This window comes from Dyella thiooxydans (assembly GCF_001641285.1).
Lineage (GTDB): Bacteria > Pseudomonadota > Gammaproteobacteria > Xanthomonadales > Rhodanobacteraceae > Dyella_A > Dyella_A thiooxydans.
Genome location: NZ_CP014841.1, coordinates 3,679,970 through 3,703,421 on the forward strand (window position 1 = coordinate 3,679,970; position 23,452 = coordinate 3,703,421).

Sequence of the window (23,452 nt, forward strand, 5' to 3'; positions counted from 1 at the left end):
GTGGCTCGTCCGGTCGGCGGATCGCCGACCGGACGAGTGCGTTCATTGCGTGGCGCCGACGCTGCCGTCGGACGGTCCGTGCGGCGGCGGCGCGTTCGTGGCCGGGGACGTGGCCAGCTGCTGCTGCGGAAGCAGTGCTTCCAGCTTGCCGTCCAGGCGGAGCAGCGCGACATCGGACATCTCGTGGTCGGTCTGGCGCTCCTGAGCGTCTTCCGGCGGCGGCGGTGCATCGGGCGCGCGGGTCAGCGCCGCAAGGTCCGGACCGACCACCTGGGTGAGCGCGAAGTAGGCATCGTGGATGCCGGCCGCCTGCAACAGACGGCCAGGCAGCATCCACGAGGCGGTGTCCACGTGCTGCGGTGTCATCGCCTTGCGCGGGTCGACCAGCAGCCAGGTGCCGGGCTCGCCCAGCATGTCGCCGCCATCGACGAAGCCGTCGGTCTGGAACACCCCGCTGAGCGCGGGCAGATGGTCGCCGTAGAACATCAGCAGGGTCGGCCGGTCGCGCCGGGCCAGCGCAGCGGCCAGGCGCCCCAGTTCCTGGTCGGCGTGGCCGATGTGGTAGAGGTAGTTCTGCAATTCCAGCTTGTCCTTGCCGGTGATGCCGGCCGGCACCGGGATCGCGTCGCGCGCGGCCGGATCGGCAGGCACCGTGTCGTACGGACCGTGCGCCTCGATGCTGATCGCGAACAGGAACTGCGGCGGGCCGCTGTCTTTCAGCTGGGTCAGGATCTCGTCGGTCATGCCGCGGTCGGCCATGTACTGGCCGTCGTTGGTGGCGCTGGCCGGAAACGACGACTGCGAGACGAAACGGTCGAAGCCGATCGCCTTGAATGCGCTGGTGCGGTTCCAGAACGACGGGTCGTTGCCGTGGATCGCCACCGTCTCGTAACCATGCGCGCGCAGCGTGCGCACCAGGCTCGGCACCACCTTGGCGTTGAGCTGCAGGTAGGGGAACTGCAGGTTGCGGAAGTAGCGCAGCGACAACCCGGTAAGCACCTCGAACTCGGTGCGGATGGTGCCGCCGCCGAAGGTCGGCACGTGCAGCGCGCCGCTGATGCCGTGGCGGGCCAGGCGATCCAGGTTCGGGGTCAGGTCGGCATGCTGGTAGCCCTTGAGGATGCGCGGATCGAAGAACGATTCGCTCTGCACCACCACGATGTCCGGCTGCGCGCCATCGGCGGCCGGCGTCTGCAGCTCCTGCCGTAGCGCGTCGTCGTTGCGGCCGATCAGCTCGCGCGCGGCGCTGGGGTCGGGCTTGCGGTCGTGCTTGCCGTACTGCAGGTGGTAGATCATCAGCGAGCTGACCAGGCCCGAGTGGGTGGCGGTCGAGCTGGCCGACCACGGCTCCAGCCACAGCGTGCGTCCGTTGTAGAGCTTCGCCCAGGCCGGGGTGCCGGCCAGCAGCGTCGCCAGCAGGACGAACGAAACGGCGCCTGCGGCCATCCTGGGCGAGCGCGGCCGTCTGGCCAGCAAGGCCGGCTCGAGCCGCCAGAGCGCCACCACCAGTGCGATGGCGGCGACGATCGCCAGGTAAGGCCACGGACTGTGCGGCAGATAGGCGCCCAGCACGTGCATGCCGCCCTTGTCGAGCTGGCCGAGCATGTGGAAGTCCGCCGGAATCAGCGGAGTGCCGAGGTTGTCGACCTTCAGCCCATTCACCGCGTACACCAGCCCCTCGGCGGCCAGCGCCAGGCCGAAGGACAGCAATGCGCGGCGGGTCAGTGCCAGCAGGGTGAACGCCAGCAGCAGGCCCGGCAGTGCATTGGCGAACACGTAGAACGGCTGATCCAGCAGCCGTCGCGGTACCACGCCGACACCACCGTCGATGGTGCCGGTGAGCAGGGTGAACGCCAGCACCATGACCGCCAGCGCCAGGGCTTTCTGCCAGGCGGGGCGCAGGCGAACCGGGCGATCCGGAGAGGGGTTCATGGCTGTCCGTAAGATGTCACGATCTGGACGCACGAATGTAACGCCGTCCAGATGAACCGCCGGCATGGGGCCGGATCGCCGGTCGGCGTCGGTTGCTGCGGCACAATGGTCGCCATGAATGCTCCCGAATCCACCGCGCTGCAGGCGCTGATCGACGATCGCTATGCCCAGCTGGTGGCGGCCTGCCGCAGCGCGGGCGTGGCCGTGCAGGACGATGCCGGTGTCGCCGAGCGCATCCGGCGCACCCTGCTGGCCAGCGACTTTGCGTTCGAAGTCTGGCGCAGCCAGCCGCAACTGCTCGCCCCGGCGGGGCTGGAACGCCTGCGCTCCTCTTCCGACGCGGCGTCGCGCGGCGAGGCCTTGCGTCTGCCGGTGGACGAGGCCGAAACGCTGTCGCTGCTGCGCCGGTTCCGCCGGGCCGAGTCGCTGCGGCTGGTGTTCCGCGACGTCAACGACCTGGACGACGTGCCAACCACGCTGGCCGACACCAGCGTGTTGTACGAGGTGCTGCTTGACCGGGCGCTGGCCTGGTCCGAGCAGATGCTGGCCGGCCGCTACGGCCAGCCGCGCGGAGCCGACGGCAGCCTGCAGCGGCTGGTCGTGGTCGGTTTCGGCAAGCTCGGCGGCAGCGAGCTGAACTTCTCCTCCGACATCGACCTGGTGATGGCCTATCCGCAGGGAGGCCAGAGTGACGGTTCGCGCAGCCTGGACAACAGCGAATACTTCGTGCGGCTGGTGCGCCAGCTGGTACGCCTGCTCAACGAGCCGACCGTCGACGGGATCTGCGCCCGGGTCGATCTGCGCCTGCGCCCGTTCGGCACGGCCGGGCGGCTGGCGCTGCCGTTCGCCGCGATGGAGCAGTACTACCAGAGCGAGGGACGCGACTGGGAGCGCTATGCCTGGATCAAGGCACGCCCGGTCGCCGGCGACCGCGTGGCAGGCAAGCAATTGCAGGAGCTGCTGCGCCCGTTCGTCTATCGCAAGTACCTCGACTACACGGCGTTCGCCGGGCTGCGCGAGATGAAGGCGCTGATCGACGCGGAGGTGGCCCGGAAGGACCTGGCCGACAACCTCAAGCTCGGTCCGGGCGGCATCCGCGAGATTGAGTTCATCGTGCAGCTCACCCAGCTGATCCGCGGCGGCCGCGAGCCGACCCTGCGCGTGCGCGGACTGCTGCCGGCGCTCACCGCCTGCGAGGCACGCGGACACATCCCGGCGGCCCGCGCACGCGCCCTGCGCGAGGCGTACTTCTGCCTGCGTCGGGTGGAGAACCGGGTGCAGATGCTGCGCGACGCGCAGACCCACGACATTCCCGAGGACGCGCTCAGCCGCGAGCGGATCGCCCGTGGCCTGGGCCATCACGACTGGCTGTCGCTGGCCGCCGAGCTGGCGCGTCACCGGGCCGTGGTCAGCGAGGAGTTCGCCGCGGTGCTGATGCCGCAGGGCGGACGCGCCGCCAGCGCCCCGGTCGCCGACACCCGGCTGTGGCACGACGCCTGCGCCGGCACGTTGGAGCCGGCGGCGATGGAAGGTTCCGGCTTCGTGCCCGGCGACGCCGCGGCCGAGGCGCTGGTGAAACTGCCCCAGGGCTCCAACGTGAAGGCGATGTCGCCCGGTTCGCGCGAGCGGCTGGACCGGGTGATGCCGCAGCTGCTGATCGCTGCGCGGCAGACCGCCGCGCCGGTGGCCTGCCTGCTGCGGCTGGTGCAACTGGTGCAGGCGGTGGCGCGGCGCTCGTCCTATCTGGCGCTGCTGGAGGAGCAGCCGGCGGCGCGGCGGCGGCTGGCACGGCTGTTCGCCGACCGGGCCTTCCTCGCCGAGCGGGTGATCGCCCAGCCGCTGCTGCTGGACGACGTGCTCGATCCGCGGATCGACCAACTGCCGCTCAAGCGCGCCGACATCAGCGCGGAGATCGCCCGTGTGCTGTCGACGCTCGACGAGCGCGAGGCCGAGGCCGAGCTCGATCGCATCAACGAGTTCAAGGCCAGCGTGGCGTTCCGGCTGGGCCTGGCCTTCAGCGACGGGCGTGCCGACGCGGTGTCGACCGCGCGCCGGCTGGCCGCGCTGGCCGAATCGGTGGTGGTGGCGGTGACCGCGCTGGCCGAGCGCGAACTCGCTGCCCAGCATGGAAGATTGCCGGGCTCGGGCTCGGGCTTCGCGGTGCTGGGCTACGGCAGCCTGGGCGGCGAAGAGCTGGGTTTCGCCTCGGATCTCGACCTGGTGTTCGTCTATGACGGCCGTCGCGCGCAGGCGATGAGCGATGGTGCCCGGCCGCTGGAAGGCTCGCGCTGGTACCAGCGGCTGGCGCAGCGGGTGATGAACTGGCTCACCGTGATGACCCGCGCCGGACGCCTGTACGAAGTCGATACCCGGCTGCGCCCGGATGGCTCCAAGGGCCTGCTGGTATCCAGCTTCGATGCGTTCGCCGCCTATCAACGGGGGCGCGCCTGGACCTGGGAGCATCAGGCCCTGCTGCGTGCGCGGCCGGTGGCCGGCGACGTCGCGTTGCATGCCGACCTGGCGGCGCTTCGGCGGGAGATCCTGGCGATCGCGCGCGATGTGGACGTGGTGTACGACGAAGTGTCGAGCATGCGTCGCCGCTGGCGCGCCGAACGCGATCGTTCGGACCCGTCACGCTTCGACCTGAAGCAGGGGCCGGGTGGCCTGCTCGACATCGAGTTCGCCCTGCAGGGACTGGTGCTCGCCCATGCGGTGCGCCATCCGAGCCTGCTCGAGATGACCAGCAATGCAGCCCTGATCGAAGCCTGTCGCGAAGCAGCGTTGCTCGATGCCGGCCAGGCGGAGGTGTTCCTGCATGCCCATGCCGAGCTGCTGCAGCGCGCGCTGACCTGCACACTCGACCTGCGCTCGCGCATCGGCGAACGCGAGCCCGAGCTGATGCAGCGGGTCGCCACGGTGCAGGCGGTGACGCGTGCGCTGGGTTTCGCCTTCGAATCCTAGGAGGCGTCGATGTCCGGGTGCCGGGCACGGATCGCCTGGCTCACCCGGGCAGCGAGGGTGGCGGTTTCGCGCAGCGGTCCGGCGGCAGGGCCGCCATCGCCGAGCCAGCCACCGTCGCGCAGGGTCCGGTGGAAGCTGGCGATGCGCGGTGGCAGCGGAGCGGGTGCCAGTGTTTCGACCGGGCAGCCGACCGCACAGGCCTCGCTCAGCATGTTGACCGAGTCCGGCGTCACCAGCAGCCGGTTCGCCCAGCCGAGCACGCCCGGGTAGGGGTTGGGCCCATCCGATGGACCACGCCAGAACAGGCCGGGCAGGTCGCGCACGGCATGACCCACTGCATCGCAGAGCGACGAGGGCGTCCGTCGCGATGCGACCACCATGGCGCTGCCGCCGTTTCCGGCGATCTGCCGGCGCACCGCGTCGCCCAGCGCGCGGGCGTAGCCGGCGTCCATCGGGATGCCACGCCGCGGACCGCCGAGCAGCACGCCGAGGCGTGGCCCCGGCAGCTCGCCCAGGGCGGGAAACGCCTCGCGGGCGTCGTCCAGCCAGGCGTCGTCGACGGGATTCAGCGAGCCGACCGGGTGGAGCACGTTGGGGCCGGCGAGCTCGTCGTGCCGTGGCGCGATGACCAGGTCCCATTCGCCCGGATCGATGCGCGGATCGAGGATCTGCACGGTGAAGCAGTCACCGTCGGAGAGTCTGCGCAGCATCCGCGTGAACAGCGCCGCGGCGCGACCGCAGCCGATCGCGGCCACTGGCCACGGTGGGGCGAACAGTTCACGCTGCGCTGCGGGCAGGGCAAGCCGGCCGCCGGAGAGCAGGCGTGGCGCGAACCACGACCAGGGGGCGCGCGGCTCCAGCACCAGGTGGCGGACGGGCATGGCCAGCCGCTCGGCCAGCGCGAGCGCCTGCCGCTGGTTGCCGGCGGCGTCGTCGGTGATCGCCCAGCATTCGCCCGCGGACCTCAGCATGCGCGTCGCCGCGGCGATTGTTTCCGGATCGAGCACAGTTCGTTCCACGCGGCGGGGTCCTGTGGGCTGGGCCGTCCACGTAAACTGACGGCTTCCTGCGCCAGCATCGGCGCGTCACGCCGGAACAAGGATACCCATGAGCGAGATGCTTTCCGATACCGCCCTCGACCAGCTCTTCCGCCATGCGCGCACCTTCAATGCATGGCTGGACCGTGAGGTGACCGACGCGCAGCTGCACCAGCTGTACGACCTGCTGAAGTTCGGCCCGACCAGTGCGAACAGCTCGCCGATGCGGCTGGTGTTCGTGAAGTCGGCCGAGGCGAAGGCGAAGCTGTCGCCATTCCTGTCCGAGGGCAATCGCGCCAAGACCATGGCGGCCCCGGTCACCGCGATCGTCGCCAACGACCACGCCTTCCACGAGAAGCTGCCGCAGCTGTTCCCGCACGCCGACGCAAAGAGCTGGTTCGAGGGCAACCAGCCGCTGATCGACACCACCGCGTTCCGCAACGCCACGCTGCAGGGCGCCTACCTGATCCTGGCGGCCCGTGCGGTGGGCCTGGATTGCGGCCCGATGTCCGGCTTCGACAACGCCGGCGTCGATGCCGCGTTCTTCGCCGGTACCTCGGTCAAGTCCAACTTCCTGATCAACATCGGTTACGGCGATGCCAGCCGCGACCTGTTCCCGCGCAGCCCGCGCCTGTCGTTCGACGAAGCGTGCACGATCGCCTGATCGGCCGTTCCTCCCTTTCCCTTCGGAGTTTTCCCATGCGTGCATTGAAAGTATTCGCCCTCGCCGGCCTGCTTGGCGCCGCGTTCGCTGCCCAGGCGGCCCCGCAGACCTTCAACCTCGATCCCACCCACACCGTGGTGACGTTCACCTGGAACCACCTGGGCTTCTCCAACCCCAGCGGCTACGCAGCACTGGGCTCGGGCACGGTGGTGTTCGACAAGGCCAATCCGTCCAAGTCCTCGGTCGACGTGACCCTGCCGGTGTCCGGCTTCGACACCCACGTGGCCAAGCTCAACGAGGAATTCCAGTCGCCGGCCTTCTTCGACGCCGCGAAGTACCCCAACGCCGTGTTCAAGAGCACCAAGGTGCAGGCGCTGGGTGGCGACAAGTACAAGGTGACCGGTGACCTGACCCTGCACGGCGTGACCAAGCCGGTGGTGCTGACCGCCCACCTGAACAAGCTCGGCATGCACCCGATGGCCAAGGTCGAGGCGATCGCCTTCGACGCCACCGGTACCCTCAAGCGCTCGGATTTCGGTGTGTCGAACTACGTGCCGTACGTCAGCGACGAGATCAAGCTGCAGATCACCACCGAAGGCGAAATCGCCAAGTAATCCGGTTACCTGCGGTACCTGTCTGGACAAGGGCCGTACCTCCGGGTGCGGCCCTTGTCATTGGGTCGGGCGTCGGGTCCACCCCGGGCCCGGCCGGGGTGTCCGTGCGGCGTTGGCACGGAGGGTTCTCCCCATCGCCTGCTAAGATCGCCTTCTTGCATCCCCTCCCGGAGCCCGATCCATGTCGTCCCCCTCTGCAGCGGCGGTCACCCCGATCCCGGCGAATGCCCAAAATCGTTACGAAGTGACGCTCAGCGACCTTCCGTTGTCCTGTCCGATGCCTGGCATGGCCCTGTGGAACTCCCATCCGAAGGTCTACCTGCCGATCGTCGACGATGGCGGGGAGTCCACCTGTCCCTACTGCGGCGCGCATTACGTCCTGCGCGACTGATCATGGGGCCGGGAACTTCGGCCGGATCGCGGCTTTAGGCACGATCGCTGCTTGCCTGAAGGGATGAAGGCCTTGATGCAAGACACCATGCCTGCAGCCGCCAGTCATCCCGCCCGGGTCCTGACCGTGGTCCAGCTGATCCCGGCGTTGCATTCCGGCGGGGCCGAACGGTCCGCGCTGGAGATTGCCCGTGCGCTGGTGGCGGCGGGGCATCGTTCAGTGGTGGTGTCGGCCGGCGGCCGTCTGGTGGACCGCCTGCTGGCCGAGGGCAGCGAGCACGTCACGCTGGATATCGGCCGCAAGTCGCTCGGCACGCTCACCCGGGTGGGCGCGGTGCGCCGGGTGCTGAAGTCGCTGGATGCCGACATCGTGCACGCCCGCTCGCGCATGCCGGCCTGGATCGGTCGTCTGGCGATCCGTGGCATGGAGCGCAAGCCGCACTTCATCACGACCGTGCACGGGCTCAACTCGCCGGGCCGATACAGCGCGGTGATGCTTCGCGGCGAGCGGGTGATCGCGGTGTCGCAGACCGTGCGCGCCTACGTACTGGGTCACTACCGGTGGCTGGAGCCGGCGCGCGTGCGGGTGATACCCCGCGGCATCGATCCCGAGGCCTTCCCTTACGGTCACCGCCCCGACGATGCCTGGCAGAAGGCGTTCTTCGCCGAATTCCCGCAGCTCGACGGTGCCCCCCTGCTCACCCTCCCCGGGCGCGGCACCCGCTTGAAGGGTCACCACGACGCCATCGAACTGCTGGCCGACCTGCGCGATCGGGGCGTGGCGGCCCGGCTGCTTCTGCTGGGTGTGCTCGAACCCGGGCGCGAGGCCTATGCCGAGGAATTGCGTGAGCTGGTCCGCTCGCGCGGACTGCAGGCAGAGGTGGTGATGACGCCGCCGCGCGACGATATCCGCGACATCTACGCGATATCCGCGCTGGTGCTGCAGTTGTCGAACAAACCGGAAGCCTTCGGGCGGACCGTGGTGGAGGCGCTGTCGCTGTGCCGGCCGGTGCTCGGTTATGCGCACGGCGGGGTTGGCGAATTGCTGGCCGAGCTCTACCCGGCTGGCCGGGTGCCGCTGGGCGACCGTGAAAAGCTGGTCGAGCGGGCTGCGGAATTGCTGCGTGTCGCGCCCCCGATCCCGATGCTGCAAAGCTACCGGCTGGCCGACATGCAACAGGCCACGCTGGAGCTGTACGAGGAAGTGGCGGGCGCGGACAAGCGCTGACCCACTCCCTGCGCGAGCCATCGCTCCGCGTTCGAGCGCTCCCCTACAATGCCGGCTTCCTCCAGGCCGGTCGCAGCATGCCCCCGTTTGCCTCGTCTCTTGTCGCCGCGCTGCGCTCGCCGCTGCTGCCGTTCTGGCTGGTGGTGGCGCTGCTGCCGTTCGGACGCAGTGCCGAGCTGGGAACCGCGCTGTGCCTGTTCGGCACGGTCATGCTGTTCCTGCGCTTCCCGCATGCGCTGTCACAGCACGAGGGCGCGCGATGCCTGCTGGTGATCCTGGCCGGCTACGTGGGTGCGGCACTGGTTTCCTCGCCGGATTCGGTGGCGCCGGGCAAGAGCTGGGAGACGGTCGCAGGCCTGCTGCGTTTCGCGCCGCTGGGCATCTACGCCTGCTTCGCCCTGCGGCGGGCCGACCGCGTGCGCACGCTCTACATCGCGGTGGCCGCGGTAGTCGCGCTCTGGGTGCTCGACGCCTGGGTCCAGGCACTGACCGGTTGGAGCCTGGGCGGACATGCCGACGCCGAACGGCTGTCCGGCATCTTCGGCGCCGACAATCTCAAGCTGGGGCCGACCCTCGCCGTGCTCTCGCCGTTCGTGCTGTGGGCTGCGCACGCACGGTGGGGGCGCTGGGCGTTGTGGCTGGCCGCGCTGGTGCTGCTCGGGCCGGTGCTGCTGGCCGGTTCGCGCGCGGCGTGGGTCTGCTACGCGGTGGTGGTGCTGGCGTTCGCCTGGCGGGATCTGGGCTCGTTGCGCCGGTTCCTGACGTTCGGGCTGGTTGCCGCCGTGGTGCTGGCGTTGGCCGGCGCGCTGGCCTGGAAGACGTCGACCCGCTTCCATGCACGTATGGAGCGCACGCTGGAAGTCTTCAACGGCAGCGAGCACGCGGTGGATCAGGCGCTCACCGGGCGGCTCGACATCTGGGGCACCAGCCTGCGCATGATCGCGGCGCACCCGGTGAACGGCGTCGGCGTGCGCGGCTATCGCTATGCCTACCCGGAGTTCGCACCGGCCAACGACCACTTCGTCACGGCGGAGGCCTGTGGCGTGGGCGAGGGCGCCTGCCACGCCCACCAGGTGGTGCTGGAGGTACTGACCGAGACCGGCACGATCGGGCTGCTGCTGTGGCTGGCCGCGCTGGCCTGGGCGCTGCGCTATTGGCGACGGGTCGGGCACGAGGCGCGCGCGCTGGCTTTTCCGGCCACGGTGGCGCTGGGCGCGATGCTGTTTCCGCTGAACACGCACCTGGCGTTCTATTCGGCCTGGTGGGGGCTGCTGTTTGCCTGGCTGCTCGGCCTGTGGTGCGCGTCGCTCGGCGCGCTGCCGGAGGAGCGCGCCGATGCCGCGTGAACCGCTGTCGGTGGTGGTGATCACCTACAACAACGCCGACACCCTCGACGCCTGCCTGCGGGAAGTGGACTGGGCTGACGAGATCGTGGTGCTCGATTCCGGCTCCACCGACGACACCGTGGCCATCGCCGAGCGCCATGGTGCGCGGGTGGCGGTGCATCCGTTCGACGACTACGGTCCGCAGAAGCAGCGCGCGATCGACCTGGCGCGCCACGACTGGGTGCTCAACCTCGATGCCGACGAGATCCTCTCGCCGGGCACGCGCGGCGTGATCGAGCGGGCGCTGGAGCACCCCCGCCACGCGGGTTATCGACTGCCGCGCCGCGAGCGCATGTTCTGGACCGTGCAGCACCGGCGCAGCTGGCGCAACGGCCACCTGCGCCTGTTCGATCGCCGGCGCGGCCGCATGAACGACGTCGAGGTGCATGCCGCGGTCGAGGTGGACGGCCCGGTGAAGACCCTGCGCGCGGCCGACTTCGTCAACGATGGCGATGGCGACATCACCACCCGGGTGGACAAGATCAATCGCTACACGACCGGCATGGTGGCGTACAAACTGCGCAGGCGGCAGCGCTTCACCGGCCTGCGCATGGTGCTCTACCCGCCGGTGTTCTTCCTGCGCCAGTACATCGGCAAGCGCTACTTCCTCAATGGCTGGGCCGGCTTCATCGCCAGCGTCACCGGGGCGTTCTACGCCTTTCTCAAATACGCCAAGCTGCACGAAGCGCGTGAGCGTCAGCGCGCTTCATCCCGACGTGGCTCCGAGCCGGTCGAGCCCCGCTGAGGCCTGGCCGGCGGCTGCCGGTTGCAGCTGGACCACGAACTCGCGGGCAATCACGTGGGTCGCGAAGTGCTGCAGCACGAACTCGCGGGCCGTCGAACCCATGTGCTGGCGGGTAGCGTCGTTGCACAGGGCCAGGATCGCCTCGCACCATGCGGCCACGTCACCTGGGGGCAGCAGCCGCCCGCTCTCCCCGTCGGCGAGGGTTTCCGGCACGCCGCCGATGTCGCTGGCCAGCACCGGCACCCCGCAGGCCTGCGCCTCGATCGAAACCCGGCCGAACGTCTCGGTGGCGATCGAGGGGAAGGCCAGCATCGACAGGCTGCGGAAGTAGTCCGCGGTGTGGTTGTTCCAGCCGGCGAAGCGATGCCGGCTGCCGACGCCGGTGTCCGCGGCCGCCAGCGCCTGCAGCCGGGCCGCGTCCGGTCCGTCGCCGACCCACAGGCAGTACAGGCGGGGTTCGCGTCGCATGGCCGCGCTGGCCGCCTCCAGCAGCGGGAACACGCCCTTGCCGGTGTGCATGCGGCCGACGTAGCCGAGCACGATCGCGTCATCGGGGATCCCCAGCGACGCGCGCATGGCGGCGCCGGCATCCGCGTCCGGCCGGAACAATGAGGCGTTCACCGGGTTGTACAGCACCTGCACCCGCTGCGCAGGGATGCCGCGGTCCAGGTAGGCCTGGCGCGCGTGCTGCGAGACCGCGAAGAAACGCGAGGCCAGCCGCGGCAGGAGCAGCGCCGACAACCGTTTCATCGGCGGCGTGCGGTGCCGGAAGAGCGCCACCGGAATGCCGAGGGCACGGCCGATCAGCACCAGTGGCCAGTACTCCTTGCCGAAGTTGCCAACGATCCAGTCCGGTCGTGCTTCGGCGATCTGCCGTCGCACCGTGGCGTAGCCGCGCGGGTCCAGCGCGTTGCGGAAGAAGCCTGGCCGGCAGCGCACGCCGCTGTAGGCCAGCCCCTGCCAGATCAGGGTGTCCGGACGCAGGATCGCGTCCACGTCATGTCCCGATTCGACCAGCGCCTGCGCCAGCGCCACGAAATGCGTGGCCGCGCCGGTGTTCTCCGGATGGGTGCCCACGAACAGGAACCTCATGCGCGGCGGTCCTCGTAAGCGGTGAACACCCGCTGGGCGAACGGCAGCAGCCAGTGGTGACGGGCTACCTGCACGCGCGGAAGCTGGAACAGGTCCATGCCGGGTCGGGCACGGCCGCGCCGGGTAGCCGTGGCCGCTTCATAACCGGCCTGGCGCGCGGCCTCGGCGACCCGTTGGTCCGTGTCGCCGTAGGGGTAGCAGAACTGGTTCACGGTCGCGCCGATCACGTCCTCGAGCTCGGCGCGCGAGCCGGCGATCTCGTCGCGCAGCGACGGCTCGTCGCATCGGGTCAGGCGCGGATGGCTGCGGCTGTGCGCTCCGACCTCCATGCCGGCGTCGTGCCACTGGCGCAGCTGGGCGCCGTCCATCAGCCGCTTGCGCACCCCGAGCTTTTGCTCGTCCCAAAGGTTGTGGCTTCCCAGGGTGGCACTGACCACGTAGCAGGTGGCGGTGAAACCCTGGGCGAGCAGCGCCGGGAGCGCGTTCTCGAGATTGTCCAGGTAGCCGTCGTCCAGCGTGATCACGGCGACGCGGCCGCGCCGCTCGCCACGCAGGTAAGGCATCGCGTCGCGCATCGACAGGCCGGTGTAGCCGGCGCGTCGCAGCAGGGCCATCTGACGCGCGAAGGCTCGCGGTGCGACATACAGGCTACGGTAGACGCGTGCCTCCCGCGGCGGCCGGGAGACGTTGTGATACATGAGGATGGGCACGGGAAAGGTGGGTTCCACGTGCTGCTGTTTAAGGGACGAGGGCATGGTCATGCTGCTGAGCGCGTGCCGGCGCCATGGCGGGTGCCGCTGCACCACTTCCCTGGCCTGCGCCGGCTGTGGCGCGGAGCTTCCGCGCCGTGACTTTCAGCCGGCTGTCGATACAGGCGCTGGCGTGTGCTCAGTACACCGACGGTTTACCTTCGGGGCGGGTCTTGAACCGCTTGTGTACCCACAGGTACTGCTCGGGTGCCTCGCGCGCCATCTGCTCGATGCAGGCGTTGACCCGCGCGGTGTCCTCCAGCACGTCGTCGCTTGGAATGCCCAGCAGCGGGGCGCCCAGGCGCAGCGCATAACCACCGTTGCCGGGCAGGCGACGGTGGAAGAACGGGATCACCACGGCGTTGCCCATGCGCGCCAGGTGATGTGTGGCGGTAATGGTGGCCGCCGGCACGCCGAAGAACGGCACGAACACGCTGTCCTTGCTGCGCATGTCCTGGTCCGGGGCGTACCAGAGCGTGCCGCCGCCGCGCAGGTACTTGACGGTGCCGCGGATGTCGTCCTTCTCGAACATCGCGTCGGCATAGTGCAGGCGCGAGCGCAGCACCACCCACTCGAACACGGTCGAGTCCATGCGGCGGTACATGCCGGCAATGCGGATGCGCTGGGAGACCAGCCGGGCGCACAGTTCCAGGTGCGAAAAGTGACCGCCGACCAGCAATACGCCCTTGCCTGCGGCGCGCGCCTGTTCCAGATGCTCCAGTCCCTCGATGCTCAGCGGCAGGCGGGCGATCGCCTCGTCCCGCCCCATCCAGCCGAGGGCGAACTCGACCAGCATGAGGCCGATGTCGCGCAGGTGGGCATCGACCAGCGCAGCCTGCTGGTCCGCGTCGAGTTCGGGGAAGCACAGCGCGATGTTCGCCTCGGCCACCGGACGACGGGCCGAGTCGATGCGCATGGCGAGCGCGCCCAACCAGTGTCCCACGCGCATCAGCGCGGGATAGGACAGGCGGGCGATCAGCCAGATGCATCCCACGCCGAGCCAGGCGGGCCAATGGCGGGGAGACAGCAGGGAGGCACGAAAAGGGGGGCGGGGCATGCCGGGCATCCGCTCATTGTAGCCAAGGCATCGCGCCGAGCCGCGGGGTGCGCGCTTTATACTGGCGGACCGCACAGGGGATGCTGCCGTTGCGTTATCTCTACACCTTGCTGATGTACCTGGCGACACCGGTGATCGTGTTGCGACTGCTCACGCGCGGGATCCGCTATGGCAGCTACCACCAGCGCTGGCCGGAGCGGTTCGGACTGTTCCCCGCGCCCGGGCTGAGCGGCTCGTTGTGGGTGCATGCGGTTTCCGTCGGCGAGGTCAATGCGGCCGAGCCCCTGATCAAGGCGCTCAGGTTGGCCTACCCGCACGCGCCACTGGTGATCACCACGGTGACGCCGACCGGCTCGGAGCGCGTGCGCCAGTTGTTCGGCGACAGCGTGTTCCATGTGTATCTGCCCTACGACCTGCCGTTCGCGGTGCGGCGCTTTCTGCTCCGGGTGCGTCCGCGGCTGGCGGTGATCGTGGAGACGGAGATCTGGCCGAACCTCTACTTTGCTTGCCGCCGGCGCGGCATTCCGCTGATGATCGTCAACGCGCGGCTCTCGGAGCGCTCGATGCGCGGATACCGGCCCGCACGCGGACTGGTGCGGGCCGCGCTGCGTTGCGTGAGCTTGGTGGCGGCGCAGTCGCGGACCGATGCCGCGCGCTATCGGGTGCTCGGCGCACCGGCCGAGCGGGTGGTGGTCAGCGGCAACCTCAAGTTCGACATGCCGGTGCCCGCGCAGGCGAAGGTGGACGGCGAGGCGATGCGTGATCGCTGGGGACGCCTGCGCCCCGTCTGGATGGCGGCGAGCACCCATGAGGGTGAGGAACTGGCCGTGCTGGAGGCTCACCTGGAAGTGCTGCAACGCCTCCCCGATGCCCTGCTGCTGCTGGCGCCGCGCCACCCCGACCGCTTCCGGCTGGTCGAACATCTTGTGCGAAATCTCGGCTTCACCGCGGGCACGCGCAGCGCCGACCGGGTTCCCGCGGCGGGGCACCAGGTGTTCGTGATCGACGCGATGGGCGAGCTGATGCCGTTTTTCGCCGCATCGGATCTTGCGTTTGTCGGCGGCAGCCTGGTGCCGATCGGCGGCCACAACGTGCTCGAGCCGGCGTCGCTTTCGCGGCCGGTGCTGGTGGGGCCGCATACCTTCAATTTCGACGACATCACGCAGACGCTGGTTCGCGAGGGAGGGGCCGTCCGGATCGGGAGTGGCGATCGACTCGGCGCCGCCGTTCAGCAGTTGCTGCGGGACGCTCCGAGCTTGGGGCAGATGGGGCGGTGCGCGCACTATGTCTTTGCCAGCGAGCAGGGCGCGGTACAACGCGTGATGACCCTGATCGACCGCATGCTGCAGGAGTGAGTGCGGAAACAGGAAGGCCGCCCGGAGGCGGCCTTCCTTGACGGGTCTGCGAGGGTCGCCCGCCAGCGGCGTCACTCGAGCAGGGTGTTGATCGACTCCATGTCCTTGAAGTCCGCCGCACCCGCGGCCTGCTTCAGCAGCAGCTTGTCGAGGATGAACTGGTGGCGTGCCTGCGAGTACTGGCTTTCGGAGGACGTCAGGGTCTGGATGGCGGTCAGCACGTCCAGGATGGTCTTGGTACCGACGCTGAAGCCGGCTCGCGTGGCGTCCAGTGCCTTCTGGCCCGCCTCGACGGCGGACTTGGCCGCCTCGACCTGGCTGATCCCGGCAATCACCGAGCGGTAGTAGTTCAGCGTGTTGCGCTGGACCTGGCGACGATCGGCTTCCAGCGAGTCCTGGGCGGCATCGCGCTGATAGATCGACTGGCGTACCCGCGACTGGGTAGCGCCACCGGAGAACAGCGGCACCGACAGCGTCAGGCCGACCGTGGTGGAACTGGGGCGACGGAAATGGTCCGTCGAGTTCTGGTACCAGGTCGCGCCCTTGCCATAGTTCACCGTTGCGCTGATCGTCGGCAGGTGGCCGGCGCGCGCCGCGGAAATACTGTGTTCGGCCGCATCCACGCTGTACTTGTCGGACAAGAGGTTGGGATTGTTCTGCAGCGCCTGCTGCACCCAGGCCTTCTGGTCGTTCGGCTGCGGCGGATCCATCGGCAGGTCGTCGCGAAGTTTCTTCAGCTCGCCGGTGGGCTTGCCGGTGATCTGCGCGAGCGCTTCGCGCGCGTCGTCCAACGCATTCTGTGCGGCGATGGTCTGCGCCTTGGCCGATTCGTAGAACGATTTGGCCTGGTAGACGTCGGTGATCGCCGACAGGCCGACCTTGTAGCGCTGGTCCGACTGCTCGTACTGCTGCCGGTAGGCTTCTTCATTGGCCTTGGCGAAGGTCAACGAGTCCTGGCTGGTGAGCACGTTGAAATAGGCGGTGGCCACGCGTACGAACAGATCCTGCAGCGCCGCCTGGTACAGCGCATCCTGCGCGTTCGCCTGGGAATGCGCGGCCTTGAGATCGGCAATCTTGCTCAGGTCGAGGACGCTCTGGCTGAGAGTGGCCGAAATATCCCGCGTACGAGAGTGGCCGACATTGCTGTTGGCCGCGCTCGACTGCAACGGGCCAGTGCAGTTGTAGCTGCCGCTCCCCGCCGCGATGCCGCTGCAGAGGTAGCTGTCGGCGCCGTAATTTTGCGAGCTGCTGCTGGTGCTGCTGCTGGTGCCATTGGTCTGGCTCAGCGTCAGCCCCGCCGAGATCTGCGGCAGCAGCAGCGCACGTGCCTGGGTTACCCCCTCGCCGACCGACAGGCGCTGGGCATCTGCCTGGGAAAGCACCGGGTCATTGGCGCGCGCTTCCCGATAAGCATCCAGCAAATCCTCGCCGTGGCTGGGCAGCGAGATTGCCGACAGAGCCAGGGCAAGAGTGAGAAGCTTCAAACGCATGAGGTGCCTCGCAGGTCTCGAATGGGGTCAGAAAACGAACTGGCGCGGCGGTTCAGCGTGCACCAGGTAGGGGAGGTCGGTTTCCAGCAGCACCTCTTCGCGATAGCGGCCGGCGCCTTCCTGGGTCATCAGCACGACCTGCTGCGCCGGAGACATGCCTCGGATCGCCAGCAGGCGACCGCCGGGCTTGAGCCAGGCGAGCATGCGTTCAGGCAGGTGGGCCACGGCGCCGGTCAGCACGACCACGTCGAACTGGCCGGTGGGCGACCAGCCGATCACGGCATCGCCGGTATCCAGCGTGACATTGCCGACGCCGGCGGCGGTCAGCCGCTGCGCGGCGGAGTGGGTGAAGTCGGCATGGATATCCACACTGACCACCTGTCCGGCAAGACCCGCCAGGCAGGCCGTGAAAAAGCCCGAACCGGTGCCGACTTCCAGCACCCGGTCATCCGGATTGAGCTCGAGCGCCTGCAGCAGGCGACCCTCGAGTACCGGCTTCATCATTACTTCGCCGTGGCCCAGCGGCAGGCATACGTCGGCAAAGGCAAGCTGGCGATGTTCGGCTGCCACGAAATCCTCGCGCCGCACCCGTGCAAGGACGTCCAGCACCCGCGCGTCAAGCACCTCCCAGGGGCGCACCTGGTTTTCCACCATGTTCTGCCGCGCCTGTTCGAAGTTCATCGCCATGTTCTGTCACGTCCCGTACGGATCGAAAAAGGTCAAAAAGGATAAGCGCTTAGGCCATTTCCGACAATCGTTAGCGTGCGGGCTGAGCGCGCGCGGCCGAAGTGCCGGAAGTCACCGCGTGGCGCTGACGGAAGTCATGCGTGGCGCGGTGTCCGCGGACACCGGCGGTTCGACGGCCAGACGCACGACATCCGCCGGCGACATGGGCGGCAATGTTGCCAGAGTGGTCCGCATCAGGGCATGCAGGGATGCGTCCAGTTGTCGCAGGCGTTCGTCCAGGCGCCGGCTACCCCGGCAGCGCTCGGCGCTGACGATCCACGCCAGCCAGCGGGCGAGCCGGTGTCGATCGGCCGGGCCCAGTTGGGCCACGGCGGCCCGTGTCCTGAACGCCTCGCGTCGCGCGGCCGCATGCCGGGCATCGATCCACTGCGAAAGTACGCGCTGCGCGTGGCGATACACTGGCGAGAGGGTCAGTTCCATGAATGTCGTCTGCACCGGCGGAATTTCCCTGAGCTGGAAATAATTGGACCGAACCGTATAATAATTTTGCTGCCGAGCAATGTGAAGGTGTGTCGATGAGTTCTGCCTCGCCCGTGAAGTGCCAAGGCCCGGGCCGCCCGAAAGACATGGAGAAGCGCGCCGCTATCCTCGAAGCGGCCAAGGCGCTGTTCGTCCGGAATGCCTTCGCCGGCACCAGCATGGACGCGGTGGCCTCCGAGGCCGGCGTCTCCAAACTGACCGTCTACAGCCATTTCGGCGACAAGGACAACCTGTTCCGCGAGGTCATCCGTGCCCGCGTGCAGGATCTCATTCCGGACAACATCTACGACTTCGACCCCTCCACCGACATCGGCCAGACCCTGCTCCGGATCGCGCTGACCCACGCGCGACTGGATTGCGATCGCGAGACCGTCGGCACGTTCCGCGCCATCCTCAGCGACTGTCGCCAGGGCAACCCCCGTTACGGGCGCCTGCTGTGGGAAGAGGGCCCGATGCGCACGCACAGGCTGATGGAACGCCTGCTGCAGCGTGCCGTTGACGCAGGCCTGCTCTGCATAGAAGACATTCCGCGCGCCGCCGTGCAGTTCCTTTCGCTGATCAAGGGGGATCTGGTCCTGCGCCGCATGTTCGGCTGTGACGATTGCCAGCAGGCCTACGCGGAGGAGATCGAGGCGACCGCCAGGGCAGGCGTGTCGACATTCCTGCGGGCTTACCAGCAACACTGAGCTGGCCCCAGGCCTCCCTCGCGAAATCCTCGCGTCGGCTTCACCGGCGCTTCGCACCGAATTCCTAGGATGGTACGGGTGCCTGCCGCCAAAGGCAGGCGAGCCCCTGATCAAGCCAAGGAGTTGCGGTATGTCCAGCAAACCTTTCGTCAGCGATATCGAGACGATCCGCAAGCGCGCCCGCGAGCATATCGAGCGCGGCGCCGTGACCGCCGGCTACGGCGCCGACCGCGATACCGTGGTCAATTTGCTCAACGAGGCCCTCGCGACCGAGATCGTCTGCGTGCTGCGCTACAAGCGGCACTACTTCATGGCCTCCGGCATCCATGCCAAGAGTGTCGCGGCCGAGTTCCTCGAACATGCCAACGAGGAGCAATCGCATGCCGATCGCATCGCCGAACGCATTACCCAGCTCGACGGCGCGCCCAATTTCAATCCGGACGGGTTGCTCACCCGCGCCCATGCCGACTACGTGGAAGGCGACGACCTCGTCGACATGATCAAGGAGGACCTGGTCGCCGAGCGCATCGCGATCGACAGCTATCGGGCCATCATCCGCTTCCTGGGCAACGACGACCCGACCACCCGGCGGATGATGGAAGAGATCCTCGCCATGGAGGAAGAGCACGCCGAGGACATGGCCACCCTGCTGGAGGAGCTCGGCAAGAAAGGTGAGCCTGCCCGGCCCGCCCGGAAGACTCACTGATCCGACGTGCGCCGGGCCATCTCCGGCATCGAACCGAGAGGCCACCCCATGAGCATCCTGCACGGACGTTGTGCCTGTGGAACGATCGTTTACGAGGCACGCGTGGATTACCTCGATCGCCGCTTTTGCGAATGCCCGCTTTGTCGCGGATTGCTCGATCACCGTGTGGTGGTGGGCGTGATGGTCGTGCCGCGAGGTGGCCTGAGCTGGCATGGCCAGGCGCCGGTCCTCTACGAGGACGAGGGTAGGGGCGTGCGTGCGGTCTGCGGTGTCTGCGGTAGTACGCTGGCTACATGGTCGCCCGGTGGAAGCCTCGTGGATCTGGATGCGAGCCTGCTGGATGACGAGGGGGCAATCGGCTCACGCTCGCACGTGCGGCCTCTGCCGCGGGTTCCGCTGATCAGCGTCACGCCGGCCCCTGCCGGATAGTCGTATCGACGACCGGAAACGAAAAAGGCGCGCCCCGGGCGCGCCTTTTCATTCCTGCGGAGGGATGGATCAGCCCTTGTCCTGCACGTAGCGCTCGATGCCCTTGAGCACTTCCGCCTTGGCCTCGGCCGCCTTGGCCCAGCCCTCGAGCTTGACCCACTTGCCCTTCTCCAGATCCTTGTAGTGCTCGAAGAAGTGGCCGATGCGTTCGAGCCAGTGGCCAGAGACGCCATCGATGTCCTGAATGTGGGCGTAGCCCGCGAAGATCTTCTCCACCGGCACCACCACCAGCTTCTCGTCGCCGCCGGCTTCGTCGGTCATGCGGAGCATGCCGACCGGATGGCAGCGGATCACCGAGCCCGGAATCAGCGGCAGCGGCAGGATGACCAGCGCGTCGAGGGGGTCGCCGTCGTCGCCCAGCGTGCCCGGCACGTAGCCGTAGTTGCACGGATAGCGCATCGGGGTGGACAGGATGCGGTCGACGAAGATCGCGCCCGAGGCCTTGTCGACTTCGTACTTGACCGGCTCGGCGTCCTTGGGGATTTCGATGATGACGTTGATTTCGTCCGGCACGTTGCGGCCGGCGCTGACCAGATCCAGACCCATGAAGGTGATCCTGCACTAGGAGAAAGTAGGGCCGGATAGGATAAGGCAACTGCTGTTGCGACGCAGCACTCCCGCGGTCAGCGGACGAACGGGCGTTCACGCAGCCATTTGGTGGCGATCCATTTTTCGCCGCGTTCCACCGGCAGTCCGCTATGCAGGGAGGACGTGTCGTTCGTCTCGTAGGCGAAATAGGCGGCCGCCCCCTTGAGCGCCGTGACGGTGAGTCCGGCGTTGGGGAAGCCGGTGCCGCCACCGGCCTCGGGGGTATTGAGATACATCACCACGCTGGCAATGCGCTGCCCGCCGTGGGCGGTAACCGCCTCGAAGCCGGGCTGGGTCGGATCGAACCAGTCGTAATGCGGCTCGTACTCCTGGCCTGGGCCGTAGTGAAGCACCTGCAGACCCTCGCCATGACTGACTGGAATCCCGAGCAGGGCGGCTAGTCGGGACTCGATCCGCTCGATCAGCGGTGTCTCGCCGAGCCGGAAGAACATGCCCTCGCTGGTGCGGCGCTGGTCCACCTGCTGCCCGCCCTGGGCGTCGACGGTTCGGGCCCGGTCGAGGCGGGGACGGGCCAGCGCGATCAGCTCGTCGCATTCCTGCGGATCGAGCAGCTGATCGAGCACGCGCACCACCGGTTCATCCAGCGAGGCCAGTACCCGCACGTCGCGGTCGCCGGCGTGGGTTGCCGGTGCCTCCGGGTGGCGTGGCCGCAGGGCATGGGGATGTGCCACGCCGGTCAAGGCCGCGAGCGGCATTTTGAGGACCGTGGCGACCATGCTGCGGCTCTCCCGCGGGTCGTAGCCAGCTTCCTTCAGTTGCTGCAGGATCTGGTCGACGCTCTGGCCGTTGCGGGTGGAGTCGAGGATCCACTGGCGCAGTTCGGGACGGATGCTGGTATTTCGCTTCATACCGGAACCGGGGGAAAGCTGAAAATCCGATGATAAGCCAGCCCCGCCGCCTGTGTCGGCAGCGGGGCTTCGCAATCAGTGCAGCTGATCCCAGAGGAACGAGTAGGCCAGTGCGTGCATGTACGCCGACTGGCGGTTGTCCGCACCCGCGCCGTGACCGCCCTCGGTGTTCTCGTAGAACCAGACGTTGCGGTAGCCCATGCCTTGCATCTTCGCGGCCATCTTGCGTGCCTGCACCGGACCGACGCGGTCGTCGCTGGTAGCGGTGTAGAACAGCACGGGCGGATAGTGCATGCCCGGCTTGACGTTCTGGTACGGCGAAAAGGTGCGGATGAAGTTCCAGTCCGAGGTGTCGGGGTCGCCGTATTCGGCCATCCACGAAGCGCCGGCGGACAGGTGGCTGTACCGCTTCATGTCCAGCAGCGGCACCTCGCAGGCGATCGCCCCGAACAGTTGCGGGTACAGCGTGAGCATGTTGCCCATCAGCAGGCCACCGTTGCTGCCACCCTCGGCGCCTAGGTGTTTCGGCGAAGTGATCCCCCGGCGTACCAGATCCTGCGCCACTGCGGCGAAATCCTCGTAGGCGCGCAGCCGCTTGGCCTTGAGTGCGGCCTGGTGCCAGGCCGGGCCGTACTCGCCGCCGCCGCGGATGTTGGCGATGACGTAGACGCCGCCGCGATCGAGCCAGGCGCGCCCGATGCTGCCGCTGTAGGTAGGGAGCAGCGAGACTTCGAAGCCACCGTAGCCGTAGAGCAGCGTACGGTTGCTGCCGTCCAGCTTCATCGTCTTCGGCGCGATCTCGAAATAAGGCACGCGGGTACCGTCCTTCGAGGCCACGAAGTGCTGGCTGACCACGAATTTCGACGCATCGAAGAACGCCGGTTCGCGCTTGAGGGTTTCCGGGGCCGCGCCCCCGATGACGCCGTATTGCAGCGAGGACGGGGTGAGGAAGCCGGTGACGCCCAGCCAGTATTCGTCACTGTGGTCCGGGTCGGTATCCACCACACTGACCGTACTGAGTGCGGGCGCGCCTTCCATCGGGGCCCGCTTCCAGCCGCCCGCTTCCGGGGTCAGCACTTCCAGCCGGCTCTTCACGTCGTCCAGCACGTCGAGGATCAGGTGGTGGCGCGTCCAGCTGTAGGACGCCAGCGAGGTGTGCGCATCGGGCCGGAACAGGACCTCGAACTGCCGCTTGCCTGCCATGAAGTCGTCGAAGCGGGTGACGAGCAGGGCACCGGAGGGATAGGTGGTGTCTCCCACGGTCCACGGCGATCGCGTCTCGACCAGCAGCCACTCGCGATGGGCGTCGGCGGTGGCGTCCTCGGGCACCTCGACCCGCTGCAGCTTGCCGTCCTTGCGCAGGAACAGCTGGCTGTGGAAGAAGTCCTTGGCGACCGAGACGAAGTCCCGCTCGAATCCGGTGGTGTCGTCGTGGCTGGCACCCACGGCCAGATCCTTGGGGGTGCCTTCGTATACGACCGTCGCCTGGTCCAGTGGTGTGCCGCGACGCCATTCCTTGACGATGCGGGGATAGCTGGACTCGGTCATCGAACCCGGGCCGAAGTCGGTGCCCACGTAGAGGGTGTCGCGATCGATCCAGTCCACTTCGCTCTTGGCGACCGGCAGCACGAAGCCGTCCTTGACGAAGGAGCGCGAGGGCAGGTCGAACTCGCGCACGGCCACCGCGTCGCCGCCGTCCGGTGACAACGAGACCAGGCAGCGCGTGTAATCGGGCTTCAGGCACTGCACGCCCTTGAACACCCAGCGCTTGTTCTCGGCCTTGTTCAGTGCGTCGACGTCCAGCAGCACGTCCCAGTGCGGCTTTTCCTTGCGGAACTCCGCCAGCGTGGTGCGACGCCACAGGCCACGCGGATGCGCCTTGTCGCGCCAGAAGTTGTACAGATACCCCCCCATCCGGCTGACGTAGGGGATGTGTTCGTCCGAGTCGAGCACCTCGAGAATCTGCTTGCGCGTCTTTTCGAACGGGGCGTCGTCGGCGAACCGCTTGGCGGTGGCCTCGTTCTGCTGCTCCACCCAGGCCAGCGGCTTCTGTCCGTGGATATTCTCCAGCCAGAGATAGGGGTCATTGCCGTCGCCTGTCGGTACGGCGGGTGCTTGTGCGTGGCTCATGCCGGCAAGGGTGACACTGGCAGCCAGTGCGAGCCAGATCGAGGGCCTCGAAGTCATG

General features: G+C 68.1%; 22 protein-coding genes. 11 read left to right on the forward strand and 11 right to left on the reverse strand.

The genetic code is table 11. The annotated features are described in order from the left end of the window. Positions 1-42: 42 nt before the first annotated feature. Entirely contained in the window at positions 43-1,932 is a 1,890-nt protein-coding gene (locus tag ATSB10_RS16530; protein ID WP_063673827.1) for an LTA synthase family protein, read from the reverse strand. Between the two features lie 114 nt (positions 1,933-2,046). Here ATSB10_RS16530 and glnE point away from each other — a divergent pair, with 114 nt between their 5' ends. Further along, positions 2,047-4,893, forward strand: coding sequence for a bifunctional [glutamate--ammonia ligase]-adenylyl-L-tyrosine phosphorylase/[glutamate--ammonia-ligase] adenylyltransferase (glnE, locus tag ATSB10_RS16535; RefSeq protein WP_063674545.1), 2,847 nt, complete (start codon positions 2,047-2,049; stop codon positions 4,891-4,893). Here the strand turns inward: glnE and ATSB10_RS16540 are convergent. Beyond that, positions 4,890-5,864: a mitochondrial fission ELM1 family protein gene (locus tag ATSB10_RS16540; protein ID WP_063674544.1), complete on the reverse strand. Its 975-nt coding sequence runs from the start codon at positions 5,862-5,864 to the stop codon at positions 4,890-4,892. The two genes, glnE and ATSB10_RS16540, sit on opposite strands and share 4 nt — an antisense overlap. Positions 5,865-6,000: 136 nt before the next feature. On the opposite strand from ATSB10_RS16540, the gene ATSB10_RS16545 reads away from it, so the two are divergent. The 6 genes from ATSB10_RS16545 to ATSB10_RS16570 all read left to right on the forward strand — a co-directional run bounded on the left by ATSB10_RS16545 (position 6,001) and on the right by ATSB10_RS16570 (position 10,956). Then, positions 6,001-6,594, forward strand: a complete 594-nt coding sequence (locus ATSB10_RS16545) for a malonic semialdehyde reductase (RefSeq protein WP_063673828.1) — start codon at positions 6,001-6,003, stop codon at positions 6,592-6,594. A 35-nt stretch (positions 6,595-6,629) separates the two neighbouring features. After that, a complete protein-coding gene (locus ATSB10_RS16550; protein ID WP_063673829.1) occupies positions 6,630-7,208 on the forward strand; it encodes a YceI family protein in 579 nt (192 codons plus the stop codon). Positions 7,209-7,389: 181 nt separating this feature from the next. Continuing rightward, entirely contained in the window at positions 7,390-7,599 is a 210-nt protein-coding gene (locus tag ATSB10_RS16555; protein WP_063673830.1) for a zinc-finger domain-containing protein, read from the forward strand. Between the two features lie 75 nt (positions 7,600-7,674). Next, on the forward strand, positions 7,675-8,826 hold the full coding sequence (locus ATSB10_RS16560; protein ID WP_425478136.1) for a glycosyltransferase: 1,152 nt from the start codon (positions 7,675-7,677) through the stop codon (positions 8,824-8,826). Between the two features lie 77 nt (positions 8,827-8,903). Further along, positions 8,904-10,172, forward strand: coding sequence for an O-antigen ligase family protein (locus ATSB10_RS16565; protein WP_063673831.1), 1,269 nt, complete (start codon positions 8,904-8,906; stop codon positions 10,170-10,172). Then, positions 10,162-10,956 (forward strand): glycosyltransferase family 2 protein, encoded by a 795-nt coding sequence (locus ATSB10_RS16570; RefSeq protein WP_063673832.1) that lies wholly within the window; start codon positions 10,162-10,164, stop codon positions 10,954-10,956. The genes ATSB10_RS16565 and ATSB10_RS16570 overlap by 11 nt, the downstream gene beginning before the upstream one ends. Here ATSB10_RS16570 and ATSB10_RS16575 read toward each other — a convergent pair. The 3 genes from ATSB10_RS16575 to lpxL form a co-directional block, all read right to left on the reverse strand. Continuing rightward, positions 10,918-12,048 carry a glycosyltransferase family 4 protein gene (locus tag ATSB10_RS16575; protein ID WP_063673833.1) on the reverse strand — a complete coding sequence of 377 codons (1,131 nt, stop codon included), beginning with the start codon at positions 12,046-12,048 and terminating at the stop codon, positions 10,918-10,920. The genes ATSB10_RS16570 and ATSB10_RS16575 overlap by 39 nt on opposite strands. Beyond that, positions 12,045-12,803, reverse strand: a complete 759-nt coding sequence (locus ATSB10_RS16580; protein ID WP_063674547.1) for a polysaccharide deacetylase family protein — start codon at positions 12,801-12,803, stop codon at positions 12,045-12,047. The genes ATSB10_RS16575 and ATSB10_RS16580 overlap by 4 nt, the downstream gene beginning before the upstream one ends. Before the next feature lie 133 nt (positions 12,804-12,936). Next, positions 12,937-13,854: an LpxL/LpxP family Kdo(2)-lipid IV(A) lauroyl/palmitoleoyl acyltransferase gene (gene lpxL / locus ATSB10_RS16585; protein ID WP_083966270.1), complete on the reverse strand. Its 918-nt coding sequence runs from the start codon at positions 13,852-13,854 to the stop codon at positions 12,937-12,939. An 80-nt stretch (positions 13,855-13,934) separates the two neighbouring features. On the opposite strand from lpxL, the gene waaA reads away from it, so the two are divergent. Beyond that, positions 13,935-15,209, forward strand: a complete 1,275-nt coding sequence (waaA, locus tag ATSB10_RS16590; RefSeq protein ID WP_205631068.1) for a lipid IV(A) 3-deoxy-D-manno-octulosonic acid transferase — start codon at positions 13,935-13,937, stop codon at positions 15,207-15,209. Positions 15,210-15,280: 71 nt separating this feature from the next. Here waaA and ATSB10_RS16595 read toward each other — a convergent pair whose 3' ends face one another. The 3 genes from ATSB10_RS16595 to ATSB10_RS16605 all read right to left on the reverse strand — a co-directional run bounded on the left by ATSB10_RS16595 (position 15,281) and on the right by ATSB10_RS16605 (position 17,881). Next, positions 15,281-16,699: a TolC family outer membrane protein gene (locus ATSB10_RS16595; RefSeq protein WP_063673835.1), complete on the reverse strand. Its 1,419-nt coding sequence runs from the start codon at positions 16,697-16,699 to the stop codon at positions 15,281-15,283. A gap of 27 nt (positions 16,700-16,726) precedes the next feature. Further along, entirely contained in the window at positions 16,727-17,386 is a 660-nt protein-coding gene (locus ATSB10_RS16600) for a protein-L-isoaspartate O-methyltransferase family protein (RefSeq protein WP_063673836.1), read from the reverse strand. A 111-nt stretch (positions 17,387-17,497) separates the two neighbouring features. Further along, positions 17,498-17,881: a hypothetical protein gene (locus tag ATSB10_RS16605; protein WP_157469333.1), complete on the reverse strand. Its 384-nt coding sequence runs from the start codon at positions 17,879-17,881 to the stop codon at positions 17,498-17,500. Between the two features lie 80 nt (positions 17,882-17,961). On the opposite strand from ATSB10_RS16605, the gene ATSB10_RS16610 reads away from it, so the two are divergent. The 3 genes from ATSB10_RS16610 to ATSB10_RS19490 all read left to right on the forward strand — a co-directional run bounded on the left by ATSB10_RS16610 (position 17,962) and on the right by ATSB10_RS19490 (position 19,747). Further along, positions 17,962-18,612 carry a TetR/AcrR family transcriptional regulator gene (locus ATSB10_RS16610; protein WP_063673838.1) on the forward strand — a complete coding sequence of 217 codons (651 nt, stop codon included), beginning with the start codon at positions 17,962-17,964 and terminating at the stop codon, positions 18,610-18,612. 130 nt (positions 18,613-18,742) lie between these two features. Beyond that, a complete protein-coding gene (locus ATSB10_RS16615; RefSeq protein ID WP_063673839.1) occupies positions 18,743-19,318 on the forward strand; it encodes a ferritin-like domain-containing protein in 576 nt (191 codons plus the stop codon). Positions 19,319-19,366: 48 nt separating this feature from the next. Beyond that, positions 19,367-19,747, forward strand: a complete 381-nt coding sequence (locus ATSB10_RS19490; RefSeq protein ID WP_157469335.1) for a GFA family protein — start codon at positions 19,367-19,369, stop codon at positions 19,745-19,747. Between the two features lie 69 nt (positions 19,748-19,816). Here the strand turns inward: ATSB10_RS19490 and ppa are convergent, their stop codons facing one another. The 3 genes from ppa to ATSB10_RS16630 form a co-directional block, all read right to left on the reverse strand. Beyond that, positions 19,817-20,353, reverse strand: a complete 537-nt coding sequence (gene ppa / locus ATSB10_RS16620) for an inorganic diphosphatase (RefSeq protein WP_063673840.1) — start codon at positions 20,351-20,353, stop codon at positions 19,817-19,819. A 77-nt stretch (positions 20,354-20,430) separates the two neighbouring features. After that, positions 20,431-21,264: a 2OG-Fe(II) oxygenase gene (locus ATSB10_RS16625; RefSeq protein ID WP_063673841.1), complete on the reverse strand. Its 834-nt coding sequence runs from the start codon at positions 21,262-21,264 to the stop codon at positions 20,431-20,433. A gap of 75 nt (positions 21,265-21,339) precedes the next feature. Next, positions 21,340-23,451 carry a prolyl oligopeptidase family serine peptidase gene (locus ATSB10_RS16630; protein WP_063673842.1) on the reverse strand — a complete coding sequence of 704 codons (2,112 nt, stop codon included), beginning with the start codon at positions 23,449-23,451 and terminating at the stop codon, positions 21,340-21,342. Between the last annotated feature and the right edge of the window lies 1 nt (position 23,452).

What these genes read in the sequence shown, in the direction of transcription:
- ATSB10_RS16575 (WP_063673833.1), bottom strand. Translation starts at nt 12,048, where the DNA reads ATGAGGTTCCTGTTCGTGGGCACCCATCCGGAGAACACCGGCGCGGCC.
- ATSB10_RS16595 (WP_063673835.1), bottom strand. Translation starts at nt 16,699, where the DNA reads ATGCGTTTGAAGCTTCTCACTCTTGCCCTGGCTCTGTCGGCAATCTCG.
- ATSB10_RS16570 (WP_063673832.1), top strand. Translation starts at nt 10,162, where the DNA reads ATGCCGCGTGAACCGCTGTCGGTGGTGGTGATCACCTACAACAACGCC.
- ATSB10_RS16530 (WP_063673827.1), bottom strand. Translation starts at nt 1,932, where the DNA reads ATGAACCCCTCTCCGGATCGCCCGGTTCGCCTGCGCCCCGCCTGGCAG.
- ATSB10_RS16540 (WP_063674544.1), bottom strand. Translation starts at nt 5,864, where the DNA reads ATGCTGAGGTCCGCGGGCGAATGCTGGGCGATCACCGACGACGCCGCC.
- ATSB10_RS16615 (WP_063673839.1), top strand. Translation starts at nt 18,743, where the DNA reads ATGTCCAGCAAACCTTTCGTCAGCGATATCGAGACGATCCGCAAGCGC.
- ATSB10_RS16555 (WP_063673830.1), top strand. Translation starts at nt 7,390, where the DNA reads ATGTCGTCCCCCTCTGCAGCGGCGGTCACCCCGATCCCGGCGAATGCC.
- ATSB10_RS16550 (WP_063673829.1), top strand. Translation starts at nt 6,630, where the DNA reads ATGCGTGCATTGAAAGTATTCGCCCTCGCCGGCCTGCTTGGCGCCGCG.
- ATSB10_RS16545 (WP_063673828.1), top strand. Translation starts at nt 6,001, where the DNA reads ATGAGCGAGATGCTTTCCGATACCGCCCTCGACCAGCTCTTCCGCCAT.
- lpxL (WP_083966270.1), bottom strand. Translation starts at nt 13,854, where the DNA reads ATGCCCCGCCCCCCTTTTCGTGCCTCCCTGCTGTCTCCCCGCCATTGG.
- ATSB10_RS19490 (WP_157469335.1), top strand. Translation starts at nt 19,367, where the DNA reads ATGAGCATCCTGCACGGACGTTGTGCCTGTGGAACGATCGTTTACGAG.
- ATSB10_RS16560 (WP_425478136.1), top strand. Translation starts at nt 7,675, where the DNA reads ATGCAAGACACCATGCCTGCAGCCGCCAGTCATCCCGCCCGGGTCCTG.
- ATSB10_RS16610 (WP_063673838.1), top strand. Translation starts at nt 17,962, where the DNA reads ATGAGTTCTGCCTCGCCCGTGAAGTGCCAAGGCCCGGGCCGCCCGAAA.
- ATSB10_RS16580 (WP_063674547.1), bottom strand. Translation starts at nt 12,803, where the DNA reads ATGCCCTCGTCCCTTAAACAGCAGCACGTGGAACCCACCTTTCCCGTG.
- ppa (WP_063673840.1), bottom strand. Translation starts at nt 20,353, where the DNA reads ATGGGTCTGGATCTGGTCAGCGCCGGCCGCAACGTGCCGGACGAAATC.
- ATSB10_RS16600 (WP_063673836.1), bottom strand. Translation starts at nt 17,386, where the DNA reads ATGGCGATGAACTTCGAACAGGCGCGGCAGAACATGGTGGAAAACCAG.
- ATSB10_RS16630 (WP_063673842.1), bottom strand. Translation starts at nt 23,451, where the DNA reads ATGACTTCGAGGCCCTCGATCTGGCTCGCACTGGCTGCCAGTGTCACC.
- ATSB10_RS16565 (WP_063673831.1), top strand. Translation starts at nt 8,904, where the DNA reads ATGCCCCCGTTTGCCTCGTCTCTTGTCGCCGCGCTGCGCTCGCCGCTG.
- glnE (WP_063674545.1), top strand. Translation starts at nt 2,047, where the DNA reads ATGAATGCTCCCGAATCCACCGCGCTGCAGGCGCTGATCGACGATCGC.
- ATSB10_RS16625 (WP_063673841.1), bottom strand. Translation starts at nt 21,264, where the DNA reads ATGAAGCGAAATACCAGCATCCGTCCCGAACTGCGCCAGTGGATCCTC.
- waaA (WP_205631068.1), top strand. Translation starts at nt 13,935, where the DNA reads ATGCTGCCGTTGCGTTATCTCTACACCTTGCTGATGTACCTGGCGACA.